This window comes from Comamonas antarctica (assembly GCF_013363755.1).
Taxonomy (GTDB): Bacteria; Pseudomonadota; Gammaproteobacteria; order Burkholderiales; family Burkholderiaceae_C; genus Comamonas; species Comamonas antarctica.
In genome coordinates this window covers 2,880,971-2,896,775 of the sequence record NZ_CP054840.1, presented here as the reverse complement: position 1 = coordinate 2,896,775, position 15,805 = coordinate 2,880,971, and the positions used below count along the sequence as shown (strand labels likewise).

15 protein-coding genes are annotated in these 15,805 nt (G+C 69.0%); 6 read left to right on the top strand and 9 right to left on the bottom strand.

Annotation, left to right across the window (positions count from 1 at the left end; all coding sequences use genetic code 11):
• The first annotated feature begins 14 nt into the window (after positions 1-14).
• Both HUK68_RS13355 and HUK68_RS13350 read left to right on the top strand, forming a co-directional pair.
• Positions 15-401: a hypothetical protein gene (locus tag HUK68_RS13355; protein ID WP_175504604.1), complete on the top strand. Its 387-nt coding sequence runs from the start codon at positions 15-17 to the stop codon at positions 399-401.
• A gap of 284 nt (positions 402-685) precedes the next feature.
• Positions 686-1,429: a hypothetical protein gene (locus tag HUK68_RS13350; RefSeq protein WP_175504603.1), complete on the top strand. Its 744-nt coding sequence runs from the start codon at positions 686-688 to the stop codon at positions 1,427-1,429.
• On the opposite strand, the gene HUK68_RS13345 is transcribed toward HUK68_RS13350, so the two are convergent.
• The 5 genes from HUK68_RS13345 to HUK68_RS13325 all read right to left on the bottom strand — a co-directional run bounded on the left by HUK68_RS13345 (position 1,416) and on the right by HUK68_RS13325 (position 6,229).
• The gene (locus HUK68_RS13345; RefSeq protein WP_175504602.1) at positions 1,416-2,387 is read right to left on the bottom strand and encodes an NAD-dependent epimerase/dehydratase family protein; all 972 of its coding nucleotides are present in this window, start codon (positions 2,385-2,387) and stop codon (positions 1,416-1,418) included. The two genes, HUK68_RS13350 and HUK68_RS13345, sit on opposite strands and share 14 nt — an antisense overlap.
• Entirely contained in the window at positions 2,384-3,370 is a 987-nt protein-coding gene (locus HUK68_RS13340; protein ID WP_175504601.1) for a fumarylacetoacetate hydrolase family protein, read from the bottom strand. The genes HUK68_RS13345 and HUK68_RS13340 overlap by 4 nt, the downstream gene beginning before the upstream one ends.
• 9 nt (positions 3,371-3,379) lie before the next feature.
• Positions 3,380-4,156, bottom strand: coding sequence for an SDR family NAD(P)-dependent oxidoreductase (locus tag HUK68_RS13335; RefSeq protein WP_175504600.1), 777 nt, complete (start codon positions 4,154-4,156; stop codon positions 3,380-3,382).
• Positions 4,157-4,162: 6 nt separating this feature from the next.
• Complete coding sequence (locus HUK68_RS13330) at positions 4,163-5,158, bottom strand: Bug family tripartite tricarboxylate transporter substrate binding protein (RefSeq protein WP_175504599.1); 996 nt, start codon at positions 5,156-5,158, stop codon at positions 4,163-4,165.
• Positions 5,159-5,296: 138 nt separating this feature from the next.
• On the bottom strand, positions 5,297-6,229 hold the full coding sequence (locus tag HUK68_RS13325; RefSeq protein ID WP_175504598.1) for a helix-turn-helix domain-containing protein: 933 nt from the start codon (positions 6,227-6,229) through the stop codon (positions 5,297-5,299).
• 122 nt (positions 6,230-6,351) lie between these two features.
• On the opposite strand from HUK68_RS13325, the gene HUK68_RS13320 reads away from it, so the two are divergent.
• The 4 genes from HUK68_RS13320 to HUK68_RS13305 are packed head-to-tail and all read left to right on the top strand — an operon-like array spanning position 6,352 to position 11,050.
• Positions 6,352-7,476 carry a metallophosphoesterase gene (locus tag HUK68_RS13320; protein WP_175504597.1) on the top strand — a complete coding sequence of 375 codons (1,125 nt, stop codon included), beginning with the start codon at positions 6,352-6,354 and terminating at the stop codon, positions 7,474-7,476.
• A gap of 18 nt (positions 7,477-7,494) precedes the next feature.
• On the top strand, positions 7,495-8,730 hold the full coding sequence (locus tag HUK68_RS13315) for an MFS transporter (protein WP_175504596.1): 1,236 nt from the start codon (positions 7,495-7,497) through the stop codon (positions 8,728-8,730).
• A gap of 39 nt (positions 8,731-8,769) precedes the next feature.
• Positions 8,770-10,314 carry an acetolactate synthase large subunit gene (locus HUK68_RS13310; protein ID WP_175504595.1) on the top strand — a complete coding sequence of 515 codons (1,545 nt, stop codon included), beginning with the start codon at positions 8,770-8,772 and terminating at the stop codon, positions 10,312-10,314.
• Positions 10,315-10,348: 34 nt separating this feature from the next.
• Entirely contained in the window at positions 10,349-11,050 is a 702-nt protein-coding gene (locus tag HUK68_RS13305) for a response regulator (RefSeq protein ID WP_175504594.1), read from the top strand.
• Here HUK68_RS13305 and HUK68_RS13300 read toward each other — a convergent pair.
• The 4 genes from HUK68_RS13300 to HUK68_RS13285 form a co-directional block, all read right to left on the bottom strand.
• A complete protein-coding gene (locus HUK68_RS13300) occupies positions 11,047-12,369 on the bottom strand; it encodes a sensor histidine kinase (protein ID WP_175504593.1) in 1,323 nt (440 codons plus the stop codon). The genes HUK68_RS13305 and HUK68_RS13300 overlap by 4 nt on opposite strands.
• Positions 12,370-12,462: 93 nt before the next feature.
• Positions 12,463-14,070, bottom strand: coding sequence for a phosphoethanolamine transferase (locus HUK68_RS13295; protein ID WP_175504592.1), 1,608 nt, complete (start codon positions 14,068-14,070; stop codon positions 12,463-12,465).
• Positions 14,070-14,753, bottom strand: a complete 684-nt coding sequence (locus HUK68_RS13290) for a phosphatase PAP2 family protein (protein WP_175504591.1) — start codon at positions 14,751-14,753, stop codon at positions 14,070-14,072. The genes HUK68_RS13295 and HUK68_RS13290 overlap by 1 nt, the downstream gene beginning before the upstream one ends.
• 61 nt (positions 14,754-14,814) lie before the next feature.
• Entirely contained in the window at positions 14,815-15,801 is a 987-nt protein-coding gene (locus HUK68_RS13285) for a thymidylate synthase (protein WP_175504590.1), read from the bottom strand.
• Between the last annotated feature and the right edge of the window lie 4 nt (positions 15,802-15,805).

Sequence of the window (15,805 nt, the reverse complement as noted above, 5' to 3'; positions counted from 1 at the left end):
ACGAAAGGACTTTCATGAAAACCGCGATTGCCATGCTTTCCCTTGCCGCCCTGGTGGCTGCGACTCCCGCCCTTGCCGCGGGCAACCACGCCCATGAGCCCGCGCATGGCGGCGTCGTGGCCGCGGCCAAGGAGGCCGACTATGAACTGGTCGCCAAGGCCGACCGGCTGCAGCTCTATGTCTCCGACCATGGCAAGGCGCGCGACCTGTCGCGCGCCAGCGCCAGGCTGACCCTGCTGTCGGGCAAGGAAAAGCAGGAAGCCATGCTGCATCCGGCCGGCGACAAGCTCGAAGCCACGGGTGCGTTTCAGATCGCGCCCGGCACCAAGGTGGTGGCCGTCGTGACCGATGGCGGCAAGGTGCTGGGCACGGCGCGCTTTACCCTGAAGCAAGCGCGTTGATGCATTGCACCCGCGTCTGCCGACACCAGATGCGGGTGCGTTGCCATAGGGGGGTGGAGTAGTTAATGTCGTCTACTCGACATATCTGTCGCGTAGATGTGTGTTTTTGCATCCATTGTTCGGAATTGTGCGAATCGCTTCCCATGGTTGCGCGGAAAATATGCCGGCATTGGAGACCGTCCAGCGGTTGAGTAGGTTGAAATTCTCCGGAAATGTTTTGCCAGCCTTTGCGTCGGGTTTTTTGGATCCCGAATTTTGAAAACAGTGTGTCAAGGGTTGGTGAGATGTCGGAAGTTTTGAAGAGATTGCTTGCAACGACGGTGTTTGCAACGTGTGCCGTGGCGGCCAACGCCCAGGAAAACAATGGGATGGGGGCGGTGGCCGAGATGCCTGCGCAGTCCGGCCAGGCGCTGGAAGTGCCGCCAGGAACGTCCGTGCGCTATTCGGCGGGCCAGTCGATCGTGCTGGGCGCAGCCGCCCAGCCCGTGCCAGAGCCGTTGCCCCTGCCTGCCGTCGCCGTCCAGCCGCAGGCCGCCAGCGTGCGCTATTCGGCGGGCGATTCCATCGTGCTGGGAGCGCCCGCGCCAGCCACGCCTGTGCAGTCCACCAAGGCCGCGGCGCCGCAGAGGACCTTTGGCTTCTCGCAGGGCGCCGTCATTCCCCTGGCGGGCGCGTTTGGCGACAGCGTGTCCACGCATATCGGCATCAACCACGGCAGCCTGGTCGAGCGCAACGGCCTGGTGAACACGTCCCCGGCGGGCCTGGTGGGCCTGTTCGTCATCAAGGCCGGCATCATCTATTACTTCGATCACCAGCCCAGGAAGATCCGCGAAGCGGGGCTCAAGGCCACGGCCGGCGTCTGGAGCGGCGTCACCATGAACAACCTGCTGCTGATCGCGGGGGCGACAAACCCGATCAGCCTGGTGGGCGGCCTGGCGTTTGGCGCCTACATGTACCACCGCGAGGGACTCGCGCTGGCCAAGGAAGCCGCGGCCCAGGCCGCGTCCCGCAGCGCTACGGCGCCGTGATGGCCGCCGGCGCGGCCGCGCCCAGCGCATGCGCGATCAGCGCTGCGACGTTGCCGTCATGGCGCAGTCCGAGCTGCTCGGCCCGGGGCGTGGCCAGTGGCGGATAGCGTGCATAGATGCGGTCGATGACCGGGTCGGGCGCGAAGCGCACCAGCTGCGCCGCATCCACGCCAAAGCGCTGCGCCAGCGCCGCGACGACTTCGGCGATGTCCAGGTGCAGCACCGGCATCTGGTAGCTGCGGCGCGCGTCCCAGCGGCTTGAATCCATGCTGCCCAGATGCAGCAGATTGTCCACGCAGGTCTTGGCCGACATCCACCAGCAGCTGCCCGAGGGCGAGACCGGCAGCACGATAGTCTGGCCCTGCGCCAGGCGCCAGAACAGCTGGCTCATGAAGCCCGAGGCCAGGCCCGCGTTCTCGCCCTGGCGCGCGACGATGCCCGGCAGCCGCACCGAGCAGCCATCGACCCAGCCGCGCCGGCTGGCATCGGCCAGCAGGATTTCACATGCCAGCTTGTGCGCGCCATAGCTGATCGCGGGCTGCGGCAGCTGGTCCTCGCTGGCGCCGCTTTCGGGCTGGTCGCCATACACGGCAATCGAGCTCGCATAGACCAGCCGCGGCGGCTTGGCGAGCGCCTGGCAGGCTTCGATCAGCGCCAGCGTGGCATCGAGATTCACGCGGCGGCCCAGCGCCGGGTCGCGCTCGGAAGCGCCGCCGGGCACGCTGGCCAGGTGGAAGATGGTGGCGGGCTGCTCGTGCATCGCGGCGGCCAGCACGGCGGGATCGGCAAGGCTGCCGCTGATGCGTTGCACGCGCGCATCGCCGTGCGGGTCGTCAAACGCCAGGTCGACCAGCACCAGCTTGTCGATGGCCCGGCCCGACAGGCCCTCGCACAGCAGCCGCTGCACCAGTACCTGTCCAATGAAGCCCTGCGCGCCGGTGACCAGTACGCAGTTCATGGCCGGGCCTGCACGACGCGCTGCGCGATGCGGCCGAACGGCGTCTCGCCGCTGCCCTCGCACTGCGCCTGCATCTGCACGCTGTCGCCAAAGCGCATGAAGGCGGTGCGCGGCGCGCCGTGGTCGAGGATTTCCAGCACGCGGCGCTCGGCAATGCAGGCCGAACCCGCGGCGCGGTCGATGTTGGATACCGTGCCCGAACCGATCACGGTGCCCGCCGACAGGCGGCGCGTGCGCGCCGCATGCGCGATCAGTTCGCCAAAGCCGAAATCCATCTCGCCGCCATGGGGCGCGCCGAAGTGCGCGCCGTTCCACTGCACCTGCAGGCGCAGATGCACGCGGCCGTCGCGCCACGCCGGGCCCAGCTCGTCGGGCGTGAGCGCGATCGGCGCAAAGCTGCTCGACGGCTTGGCCTGCAGGAAACCAAAGCCGCTGCGCATCTCGCGCGGCCCCAGCGTGCGCAGGCTCCAGTCATTGATCTGCACCAGCAGCCGCACCGCGGCGAGCGCCTCGGCGGGCGCCACGGCCATCGGCACCGGCCCGACGATCACGCCGAACTCGCCCTCGAAGTCGATGCCGTCGGCCTCGCTGGGCAGCGGCACATCGGCATGCGGGCCGAGAAAATCGTCGCTCGCGCCCTGGTACATCAGTGGCACCGACTGCGCATCGGGCGCGGGCTCGATGTTGAAGGCCTTTTCCATGAGCCGGCCATGGTTCAGGAACGCCGAGCCATCGCACCACTGCGGCGCGCGCGGCAGGGGCGCGGCACACAGCAAGGAATCGAAGGCCTGCGCGCCGCCATGCCGGCCCGCGTTGAGCTCGGCATACAGCGCCTGCAATGCGGGCGCTGCCGTGTCCCAGGCTTCGATGGCGGCGCGCAGATGCGGTGCGATCGCCGCGGCATCGGCCATGCGCGACAGGTCGCGCGACACCACCACCAGGCGGCCGTCGGGATGTTCGGTTCGGAGAGTGGCAAGTTTCATGCTGCTGTTTCAGTTGCCGTCGCCGATGGTCGTGCCGCCATCGATGACGAGGTTGTGTCCGGTGATGAAGGCGCCGGCCGCGCTGGCCAGCATGACAGCGGCGCCCGCGATCTCGTGCGGTTCGCCGACGCGGCGCAGCGGGGTCTGGGCGAGGCGGCGCTGCATGAAGGCCGCATCGCCAAGCAGCGGCGTGGCCAGTGGCGTGCGGATCAGGCCCGGGGAGATCGCGTTGGCGCGAATGCCCTGCGGCCCCCATTCGACGGCCAGGTTGCGCGCCAGCTGCGCCAGCGCGGCCTTGGACAAGCCATACAGGCCGATGGCCTTGTTGCCGCGCAGCCCGGCAATGCTGGACATCAGGATCACGCTGCCGCCGCCGCGTGCGGCCATCGCCGGCAGCAGCTGCGTGCTGAGCTCGAGCACCGAGCGCAGATTGATGTCCATGACCTGCTGCCAGTCGGCCGTGCCGATCTCGGCCAGCGGCCCGGCCGGGCCTTGCACCCCGGCGTTGCACACCAGGATGTCGATGCCGCCTTTCCAGGCCAGCGCGCGCGCGGCCTGCGCGGCAATGCCGCCGATGTCGGCCAGGTCCATGCACAGCGGCGCGGCGTCGATGCCGGCCGCCCCCAGGCGTGCCGCGCGCCGCGCGCAGGCGCCGGCATCGTGGTCCGATACCAGCACGCTGGCGCCATGGGCGCCCAGCGCCTCGCACAGCGCCACGCCCAGGCCGCCCGTCGCGCCGGTCACCAGCGCCACCTTGCCGCCCAGATCAAACAGGGAGCCTGCCATGCGGCCTCACTCCAGCACCACGCCGGCGCCGCGGATGGCCGCGCCCCAGCGCTCGGTCTCGGACTGGATGAAGCGGCCGAAATCCGCGGGCGCCTGCGGCGCGGGCGTCACGCCCAGGTCGCCGAAGCGGCGCTTGATCTCCTCCGACTGCACGGCCAGCACCACGGCCTGGCGCAGCTGCTCGGCGATCTCGGGCGGCGTGCCGGCGCGGGCGACGACACCCGTCCAGCCCGGCGCATTGAGGCCCGGGTAGCCGAGTTCGGCGACCGTGGGCACCTGGGGCAGGCGCTCCAGGCGCTTGTCGCTGCCGACCACGGCCAGCGCGCGCAGCTTGCCTTCCTGCACATAGGGCAGGCTGTTCGCGGCCACGTCCAGCATGGCCTCGATATGGCCGCCCATCAGGTCCTGGATCGCGGGCGCGCCGCCCTTGTAGGCGACATGCTGGAACTGTCCCCTGGTTTCCCGCTTGAGCATTTCCATCCAGATATGCGGCTGGCTGCCGATGCCGTACGAGCCATAGGACAGCGCTACGTCCGGCTTGCGCGACTTCGCCGCCTGCACCAGGTCGTCAAACGTCTTGAACGGGCTGCCCGGCGGCACCACCAGCAGCAGGCTGGAGCTGAGCAGGCGCGTGATCGGCAGGAAATCGCGCTGCATGTGGTAGTTGAGCTTGGGATAGAGCGCCGCATTCATCGCGAACGGGCCGATGTCGCCGTACAGCAGCGTGTGGCCGTCGGCCGGCTGCTGCTTGACATGTGCGGCCGCGATCTGCCCGCCCGCGCCGGGCTTGTTCTCGACGACCACCGGCTGCTTGAGCGTGCCGCTCATGTGCTGCGCCAGCACGCGCGAGACCGCATCGCCGAAGCCGCCCGCGGGATAGGGCACGACCCACATCACCGGGCGGCGTGGAAACGGCTGCGCGGCCTGCGCGCGCGCCAGCGGGGCGAGCGTGGCGCAGGGCAGGGCCGCACCGCTCAGGATCAGGGAACGCCGTGAAATCATGTCTGTCTCCATCTTGCTTGGGATATGCCGCCGGTGGCGCAGCGCGGCCCGACGGTCAGGGACGCAGTATGGAGAACCCCGGCGGCGCGAATGTCGCCGGCTTGCGCCGATTGTCGAAATCCTGCGGCGCGCGTCCGCTCAGTGCTGCTGGCGCAGCCGCAGCGGCGACAGTCCCCAGTGGCGTGCGAAGGCCTGCGAGAAATGCGGCGCCGAGGCAAAACCCAGCTGGCGCGCGATCTCGCCCACCGGCAGGCGCGACTCCAGCAGCAGCGTGCGCGCGCGCTGCAGGCGCTGCTGCAGCACGAACCGGTGCGGCGTGAGGCCGCAGCTGGCCTTGAAGCAGCGCGCGAAATGCCAGGCGCTGAACTGCACTTCGGCGGCCAGTTGCTCGACGCTCAGCGGCTGGTCTAGATGGTCGAGAACATAGGCCTGCAGATGGCGCAGCTGCCGCGCCGTGAGTCCGGGCGCGGACTTGGCAGCCTGGCCCGGCAGACGGTAATGCTCGAGCAGATGGATGGCCACGCTGGCCGCGATGCCGTCGGCGAAGGCGGGCTGCAGCCCGCTGTGGTCGTCCAGCGCCAGCAGCAGCACCTGCACCAGCTGCGTCAACACCGGATCGGATTTGCCGAAGCAGCTGCGCAGTCCCAGGCTTGCGGCCTCCTGGCCGCTGACCTTTTCGAGCCAGTGCGGCGACAGGTCGAGGTGCAGGTTGTCGCGCGGCAGCTCGGTGCGCCAGAAGCTGGGCGTGTGCGCGGGCAGCAGCACCACCTCGCCGGTTTTCCAGCGCACGTCATGGGTCTCGTTGCCATGGCGCTGCAGCAGCCCGGTGTCGGGCCCGCGGCGCACGATGATGCAGTGCTTGCCCGCGGGCGGGATATAGAGGTCCTGCGCATCGGCGCGCTGGTGCCACAGCGAGATGCCATGCCAGGGCCGGCCCGCGCTCGAGCACTGGACCTGCTCGCGCGGCACCGCCTCCAGCGGCTCGTCGATGTAGTCGCGCTGCGCGCGGCGCCAGCGGCGGCCGTCCACCTGCGCGGCGGCGCGGTCGGGCAGGGCGTGTTCGGTGGGCATCCGGCCATCTTAGCGGGCGCGGCTGCCTGCGGCGTATGCATGCGCGACAGCAACTGCCGGCGCGAATGCCGATGGCACGGCAGAATACCCGGCGTCCTCCTGCCTCATTTCCCGGGTCCCCTGTGTTTCACGTCTACTGCGCCATTGCCTATCTGTTCATCGTCGCGCGCGTCATCGCACCGCTGCCGATCCGCCCGCGCTGGCGCTTTCTGCTGGCCGTCGCGCTGCTGCCCGGTGCGCTCTACCATTTCTGGAGCCGCCTCCTGTTCGGCACCATGTTCTCGGCCGAGGTGCCGTATGCCATTGCCGCGCTGCTGGGCTGGACCTTCTGCAGTTTCGTGCTGCTGCTGGTGTTCACCGTCATCGGCGAGATCGTGGCCATGCTGCAGGCCCTGGCGCTGCGCCGCCTGTCGAATCCGCCCGGCGCGACGGCACGCCGGGTCACCAAGCTGGTGCTGGCGTTCGCGCTGGGCGGCTATGGCTTCATCCAGGCCGCGCGGCTGCCCGAAGTCCACCGCGTGCCACTGGCCGTGAAGGACCTGCCGGCCGATCTCGAAGGTTTCAGGATGGTGCAGCTTACCGACCTGCACATCAGCAAACTGTTCCAGCGCGACTGGGTCGAAGGCGTGGTCGGGCGCACCAATGCGCTCCAGGCCGATCTGATCGTCGTGACCGGCGATTTCATCGACGGCACGGTCGAGGCCCGTCGCGACGATGTCGCGCCGCTGGCGCAGCTCAAGGCGCGCCATGGCGTGATCGGCATTCCCGGCAACCACGAGTACTACTTCGATTACGGCGCCTGGAAAACCGCGCTCGAAGGCCTGGGCATACGCATGCTCACCAACCAGCATGCGGTGGTGCAGCACGGCGCAGGCCAATTGACCGTGGCCGGCATTGCCGACGCGGTCGCGCAGCGTTTCGGCTACGAAGGCCCCGACCTGAACAAGGCGCTTGAAGGCGCGCCGGCCGCCGCGCCCGTCGTGCTGCTCGCGCACCGGCCCGCGGGCGCGGCCAGCCACGCCGAGGCGGGCGTCGCGCTGCAGCTGTCGGGGCATACGCATGGCGGCATGGTGATGGGCATGGAGCCGGTGTTCGGCCCGCCCAACGAAGGCTATCTGAGCCGGGGCTACCGCGTTGGCGGCATGCAGCTTTACGTGAGCAACGGCACCGGGCTGTGGATGGGTTTCCCGATCCGGCTGGGCGTGCCGTCCGAGATCACCGAATTCGTGCTGACCCGTGATCGGTAAGCTGCCGTGACAACCCCCATGGACACCCGATCCTCCGTGCGCGGCCTGGCCGCGCTGACCTTTGCGCTCATGCTGAGCCAGTTCTTTCGCAGCTGCCTGGCCGTGATGGCGCCCGAGGTGCAAAGCGAGTTGCAGCTGTCGCCGGCCGGTTTCGGCACGCTGTCGTCGTGCTACTTCCTGTCGTTCGGCATCGCGCAGATTCCCGTGGGCATGGCCTTCGACAAATATGGCGTTGGCGCGCCCACGCGGGTGCTGCTGGCGCTGGGCGTGGTGTCCGCCGCGCTGTTTGCGTTCGCGCCCAACGGCGGCACGGCCATGCTGGCCCAGGTCGGGCTGGGCCTGGCCTGCGCGCCGGTCTTCATGGGGCTGATGCATTTCGCGGCGCTGGCGCTGCCGCCGCACCGCTTCGCGGCCTCGGTGAGCCGGGCCAACGCGGCCGGCATGCTGGGCGCGCTGTGCGCGACCGCGCCGCTGGGCTGGGCGGTGCATGCGTTTGGCTGGCGCATGCCGGTGCTGGTGGCGGGCCTGCTGATGGCCGTGGCCTGCTTCTTCGTCGCCACCCAGGTCCGCGACGCCGGCAACGCCGAAGCGCGCCAGGAGGGCACGGCGGCGATGCTGCGCGCCAGCGGCCGCCTGCTGTTCGTGCCCGCGCTGTGGACGCTGATCCCGCTGTGCATGGCGCTGGCCGTGGGCACGACCTTCCGCAACTCCTGGGGCGGGCCTTACCTGGCCGATGTGTTCGGCATGCCCGCCGGCACGCGCGGCCTGGCGCTGGCGCTGCTGAGCGTGGCGGCCATCTGCGCGGCGGCGGTGCAGCCCTGGTTCGTGCAGCGCTATTCGGTGCGCACGACGGTGCTGGGCTGGGCGCTGGCCGCACTGGCCGCGGCCGCGGCGCTGGCGCTGATGCCGGAAGCGGGGCTGCTGCTGGACCTTCCGCTGCTGGCGCTGCTGGGCACCATCGGCGTGCTGCACCCGCTGGTGATGTCCCACGGCCGGCTGCTGCTCGCGCCCGAGGTCATCGGCCGGGGCCTGGGCCTGCTCAATACCTTCGTGTTTCTCGGCTCGGCCGCCGCGGCCTGGATCTTCGGGCTGATTGCCGATGCCAACCTCGGCGCAGGGGGCACGCCCGCCGCCGCGTTCACCCGGATCTTTGCGTTTGCCACGGCCATGGTGCTGGTGGGGATCGCTGCCTATATGCTCAGTCCCTCGATGGCGCGCGCCGCGGCATCGACCCGCAAGCCCCCGGCTTCCTGAAGCCAGGGTTGAATCGAAGTCAAAAAGGAGATGGACAGGATGAATGGTGCAAAGAGCCTGGTGAAGACGCTGCTGGCAGCGGGTGTGGATACCTGTTTCGCCAACCCCGGCACGAGCGAGATGCATTTCGTCGCCGCCCTGGACCAGGTGCCGGGCATGCAGTGCGTGCTGGGCCTGCAGGAGAACGTGGTCACCGGCATGGCCGACGGCTACTACCGCATCGCGCGCAAGCCGGCCTGCACGCTGCTGCACTGCGGCCCGGGGCTGGCCAACGGCATGGCCAACCTGCACAACGCGCGCCGCGCGCGCAGCGGCATCGTCAACATCGTCGGCGACCAGGCCACCTACCACCGCCCGTTCGATGCGCCGCTCACGGCCGACACCACGGGCATGGCGCAGACCGTGTCCGCCTGGGTGCGCACCAGCACGCACAGCGCCGAGCTGGGCCGCGACGCTGCCGAGGCGGTGCGCGCGGCGCAGACCTTCCCGGGCCAGGTCGCGAGCCTGATCCTGCCCGCCGATGTATCGTGGGAAGAGGGCGGCATCGTCGGCACGCCCTTTGCCGTGCCGGTGCCGCCGGGCATCGACAGCGGCGCCATCGAGCAGGCCGCGCGCACGCTGCGCGACCAGCGCGACGTGCTGATCCTGCTGGGCGGCCCGGCCGTGTTCAGCGAATCCCAGGCGCTGGTCCAGCGCATCGCCAGCGCCACCGGCGCGGCCGTGATGGCCAGCTATGCCGGCGCCTCGCACCTCGCGCGCGGCCGCGGCCGCATGCAGCTCGAACGCGTGCCCTATGTCATGGAGCAGGCGATCAAGGCGCTCGACCCGTACCGCCACATCATCCTGGTCAACGCCACCCCGCCGGTCGGCTTCTTCGGCTATCCCGGCATGCCGTCGGAGCAGGCCAACCCGAACGCCCAGTTCCATGTGCTGTCGCGCCCCGACCAGGACCCGGTCGAAGCCCTGCGCGGCCTGGTCAAGGCGCTGAACGCGCCCGAGGCCGCCATTCCCGATCCGGGCCCGCGCCCCGAGGCCGCCAGCGGTGCGCCCACGCCCGAGGGCCTGGCCCAGACCCTGGCCGCGCTGATGCCCGAGAACGCCATCATCTCGGATGAAAGCGTGTCCTACGGCCGCGGTTTCTACAAATTCACGCACGCCGCGCCCGCGCACGACTGGCTGCATCTGGCCGGCGGCGCCATCGGCGATGGCATGCCGGTCGCGACCGGCGCGGCGCTGGGCGCGAAGAAGCAGCGCCGCGTCATCAACCTGCAGGCCGACGGTTCGGCCATGTACACGCTGCAGTCGCTGTGGACGCAGGCGCGCGAACAGTTGCCGGTGACCACCATCATCCTCAACAACAGCAAGTACAACATCCTCATCGGCGAGTACCGCAACGTCGGCGCCACGCCCGGCGCGACCGCGATGAGCATGCTGGACCTGGGCAATCCCTCGATCGAGTGGACCCGGCTCGCCAACGGCATGGGCGTCGAGGCCGCGCGCGCGGACTCGATGGAGGAACTGGCGAAGCTGATGCAGGCCAGCTTCGGCAAGAGCGGCCCCTTCCTCATCGAGCTGATGGTCTGACGCCGCGCCGCGGTATCTGCGCCAGAATCCGGCCATGCGAATCCTCATAGTCGAAGACGATCCCGGCATTGCCGCCGGTTTGCAGGAGAACCTGCAGCAGCGCGGTTACGCGGTGGATGTCTGCGGGAATGTCGCGCAGGCCTGGAGCGCGCTGTGCACCGAGCCGTTCTCGGCGGTGCTGCTGGACCTGGGGCTGCCCGACCAGGATGGCAGCGAGCTGCTGAAGCGGCTGCGCGGCAGCCCGCAAGCCGTGCCCGGCGTGCAGCGCCTGCCCGATCCGGCCACGCCGGTGCTGATCCTGACCGCGCGCGACCAGGTGCACCAGCGCATCGCGGGGCTGGATTCGGGCGCCGACGACTACCTGGCCAAGCCCTTCGACGTGGCGGAACTCGAAGCGCGGCTGCGCGCGCTGCTGCGCCGCTCGGCCGGCCGGGCCTCGCCGACCATCACCCACGGCGACCTGGTGGTCGACCCGGCGACCCGCACGGTGCACCGCGCCGGCGCGCTGGTCGAGATGTCGCCGCGCGAATTCTCGGTCCTGCTGGTGCTGCTCGAAGCGCGCGGGCGGGTGCTGTCGCGGCAGCAGCTCGAAGAGCGGCTCTACAGCTGGCAGAGTTCGCTCGACAGCAATGCCATCGAAGTGCATATCCACCACCTGCGCCGCAAGCTGGGCGGCGAGCGCATCCAGACCATGCGCGGCGTGGGCTACTTCATTCCCTGGGACAGCGAAGGCTAGCTGGCGATATCGCGCAGCGGGCCCATCCTGTGGCCCGTGGCGGCGCGCTCGGGGCAAGCCGTCTTGGCGAAGCCGGCGCCATGGATCGCGGCCACCTTCTGCACCACCTGGTGCCCCAGGCCGAGTCCCATGATTTCATGCGCCGCGCCTTCCTGCGCGCCTGGGCGCGCGGTGTCGCGCACCTCGATCGACACCGGCTCCGTGCCCACCAGCACTTCGATCAGGGTTCCGGGCGGGGTGTGCGCCAGCGAGTTCTCGATCAGGTTGCGCAGGGCCATTTCCAGCAGCGAGCTGTAGCCGCGCAGCATCACGGTGTCGGGCGCGCAGACGCTCAGTTCATGGCGCGCCTGGTAGGCCTTGTCGCCATAGTCGGCCGCCACCTGCCTGACCAGCTCGGCAAGGTTGAACGAGGCTGCATCCTCGGCCAGCTGCGTGCGGCTGGCGCGCGCCAGCGCGAGCAGATCGCGGATCACGGCGGCACTGCGCTGCGCATCCTGGTCCAGCCGCTGCAGCAGCGCCGGCATGGCATCGGGCGGCGCGGTCTTGAGCAGTTCGACATGCAGTTGCAGCGACGCCAGCGGGGTTCTGAGCTCATGCGCGAATTCATTGGCCAGGTCGCGCTCGCGCTGCAGCGCCGAGGTATAGCGGTTGGACAAGGTCTCGATGGCCTTGACCATGGTCTGGAACTCCTCGTGCGGCGGCACCTTCAGCTGCAGCGCCTGGCCGACTTCGAGCGAGCGCACCTGCTCGCTGAGCTGGTTCAGCGGCCGAAGCCCGCGCCGCACCGCCAGCACCAGTACCAGCGCCACGACCGGCAGCAGCCAGAGACCGGGCGTCGCCACCTGCTCGGCGATGTCCTCCGCCAGCGCATCGCGTTCCTCGATCGGCACCAGCACCGCAACGCGCCGCTCGCGTTCGCCGTCGTTCCAGCGCACGAACATGCGCCAGGGCACCTGCTTCGGCCCGAGCGCCACGGTCTGGAAGCCGTCGTCCAGCCCGAAGTCGGGCAACGGCGCCTCGCCGGTGCGCGCCAGCACGCGGCCGTCGCGGTCCCAGATCACGACGCTCATCGAGTGCTGGTAATCATGCGCCTTGAGGCTGGGGTTGCTCAGCGCCGCCGCGTCGGGCTGGCTGGTGAACGCCGTGGCGCGCTGCGCGAGCAGCAGCGAGGTCACGCTGGCCAGGTGCCCGTCGGTCAGCTCGTCGGCTTCATGTTCGCCCGTGAGATAGCCGAACCAGATGAAGGCCGACCAGACCACCACCAGTCCGCCCAGGGTCCACGCCAGCAGCTCGCGCTGCAGGGAAGGTCTGAATTGCATTGCAGGGTTTTTCTTGGAGGAAGGCATGGCGTCCATGCCATGCCCGCCAAGCCTACCCGTATCGCCGCATGGCATGCAAGCCCATGCGGCCACCTAGGTGCGGCATGCCCGGTAGAAGTCCAGTTCCGGCTGGTATTCGCGGGCCGCGACATCCGCCAGGCCCAGCACGGCGTGGAAGTAGCTGTCATGCGTCACGCGCTCGCCCGCGTGCTGGCGCAGGCAGCTGGAAGAGAGCCGGTTCTCGCGCTCGAATTCGGGCGACAGCCAGGTGATCCACGGCACTTTCTTCTGCGTATCGGGCGCAAAGGCATAGGGCAGGCCATGCAGGTAGACATTCGCCTCGCCCAGGGATTCGCCGTGGTCGGACACATACATCAGCGCCGAGTTGTCGGTGTTGGCCTGGAGCCAGTCGATGGCCTTGGCCAGGAAGTGGTCGGTGTAGCGGATCGAGTTGTCGTAGGCGTTGCGTACCTGGTCCTGGCTGCAATCCTTCAAGGCGCTGGTCTGGCACTCCGGCAGGAAAGCCTTGTACTGCTCGGGCGAGCGCTGGTAGTAGGCCGGGCCGTGGCTGCCCATCTGGTGCAGCACGATCACCGTGCCCTTGCCACGCTGGCGCTCGCCCAGCGCGCGCAGCCGCGCCTGCATCGCATTCAGCATGGTTTCATCGAAGCACTCGGCGCTGCCGCACTGGCTGGTGGTCTCGACGTGGGGCACGCGGTTGCAGACCTCCTTGCAGCCGGACTGGTTGTCGACCCACAGCACGTTCATTCCCGCCTTCTGCAGCAGGTCCAGCAGGTTCTCGTAGTTGGCCTTGCGGCCATGGAAGTCATCGCGCCCCAGGTGCGCAAACATGCACGGCAGCGACTCGGCGGTGCTGGTGCCGCAGGACCAGGCGTTGCCGAAGCTGACCACGCCACGCGCCTTCAGCTCGGGATTGGTCTCGCGCTCGTAGCCGTTCAGGCTGAAATGGTCGCTGCGCGCGGTTTCGCCGACGACCAGCAGCAAGGTCAGCGGCTTGGCGCCGGCATGCATCGGCGCCATGGCGCGCGCATCGTCGCCGATGGGCCGCAGCACGCTGGGATCGAGCTCGAAGGGCTTGAGCACGACACGCGCCGCCGAGTAGACGCTGGACAAGGGGTTGAGCAGGTAGCGCAGGTCCTTGTAGTTGCGCATGGTCGACGCCATCGTCTGGTAGGACAGCGCGAGCAGCGCCACGATGGCCACGATGGCCAGCGCCACGGTGGCGAGATTCTTCCACAGCTGCTTGCGTGCCGGGCCGTAGGCGATGGGCTGGCGCCAGATCAGCCAGCCCGGGATCAGGGCCAGCAAGACCACATTCACCACCAGGCCAGGATTGAGCAGGGCACCGGCTTCGTGGACATCGGTCTGTACCGCGTTGGTCACCATGCTGGGGTCGATGACGATGCCAAAGCTGTTCATGAAATGGCTCGCGAATGCCGTGACCAGCAACAGCACCAGCATGGCCGGCTTGAGCGCGCCTTTCCAGGCAAACAGCGCCAGCAACCCGGCCAGCGCCGCCGCGAGCATGACGGACAGCGCGAGCACGAAACCCACGCCAGACAGGTTGTGCATCAGCCCCAGGCTCGCCAGCTTCTTCCACAGGGCCGTGTTGCCGGCATAGGTCATCCACAGGCTGGCCGCGAGGATCAGCCACAGGGAATGGATTTTTCGCGCAAACATCAGCGGGCTCCTTGCGCTTGCGCGACGTGGCGCGAAAAGAAGATGTCGGTGGCCCAGCCGAACAGCCAGCAGATCCAGCCGGTCCACAGGGTGTGGCTCATGAAATGCGCGCCGCGCAGCTGCTGTGCGGCGCCCAGCAGCAGGCCCAGCGCAATCGATGCCGCAAGCCAGATCCGCGCGCGCCGGGGCTTGTCGGCGCGCAAGGCAAAGTAGCCGCCCATGAAGGCAAAGCCCGTGGACGCATGGCCCGCGGGAAAGCAATGCCCGCCGCCGCCATCGGCGCGCAGCCATCCTGCCCAGTGCGAGACCTGGCTGGCCACGCCGCCGAATTCCTGCAGGTCCCAGGGGCAGCTGGTGTGGCTGCCGGACTTGAGCAGCGCAATCACCCCGCTGGCGGCAATGGTCACGGCCGCGAGTTGCAGCCGGCGCGCGAAGGGCAGGCCGCGAAACGGTCCCCAGGGCCAGACCGTGGTGGCCGCGAGCGCCAGCGCGCCCAGCCAGGCCAGCGACTTCGCGGCGTCGTGAAAGACGGTGGAAAGCAGCCAGCTGTCGCGCAGCGGAAAGCCGGCGTGGGAGCCGGCCAGCTGCGCCAGCGCAGTGTCGAGGCCTGACGCATCCCACAGCGCGATCAGGCAGAAAACGGCCAGGGCAGCGCGGCTCTGGCGATCCAGGTACTTGTTCATACCCGGAAGTGTTGAAGCCGCAGCTTAACGCCGTCTTAAGGCGCCGGCGGCCTGCTGTGCGTCAGACCGCCATCGGCGCGGTGATATGCGCGTGGTGCTGGTAGCCCTCGAGCGAGAAGTCCGAAGGCTCGACCTTTTCCAGCCATTCGGGTTCGTACCTGCCCGTGACGGCATAGTCGGGAATGCGGTCGGACAGCAGCAGCTTCGGCGACTCGAACGGCTCGCGCTTGAGCTGTTCCTGCAGCATGTCCACATGGTTCTCGTAGATATGCGCGTCGCCGATGAAGTAGGTGAACCAGCGCGGCTTGTAGCCCGTGAGGCGGCCGACCAGATGCAGCAGCGCCGCGCCCTCGGTCAGGTTGAACGGCGTGCCCAGGCCCACGTCGTTGCTGCGGATGTAGAGGCACAGCGAGATCTCGCCCTTGCTCTTGTCGACCAGGAACTGGTAGAGCAGGTGGCACGGGGGCAGCGCCATTTCATCGAGCTGGGCCCAGTTCCAGCCATGGAACAGGATGCGGCGGTTGCCCGGGTCCTTGATGATCGTGTCCAGGCACTGGCGCAACTGGTCGACGGCCTTGTACATCAGCACGCCCGCCTGCTCGCCGGCGGCGGCATCGAGCACGCCGATCTGCTGGTAGCCCTTGGCCAGCGCGTCCTGGATCTGCGCCGGACCCTGGGGCTGGGCCGGGTCGATCAGCTTGTAGGCCGGCCACTGGCGCCACTGCACGCCGTAGACCGAACCCAGGTCGTCTTCCTGCAGCCGGTAGGGGTTGGCCAGCCACTGCGCGTTCTCGTTGGCGTTCTGGTCCCAGACCTTGCAGCCCAGCGCGCGGAAATCGGCGGCGCTGCGGCAGGCGCGCAGAAAGCCCACCATCTCGCCCACGGCCGACTTGAACGCCAGCTTCTTGGTGGTGACGGCGGGAAAGCCCTGCTGCAGGTCGAAGCGCAGCATCGCGCCCGGCAGGCTCAGGGTGCGGACGCCCGTGCGGTTGTCTTGCCAACTGCCGTTGTCGAAGATGTTCTGGACGAGGTCGAGATACTGTTTCATAGGC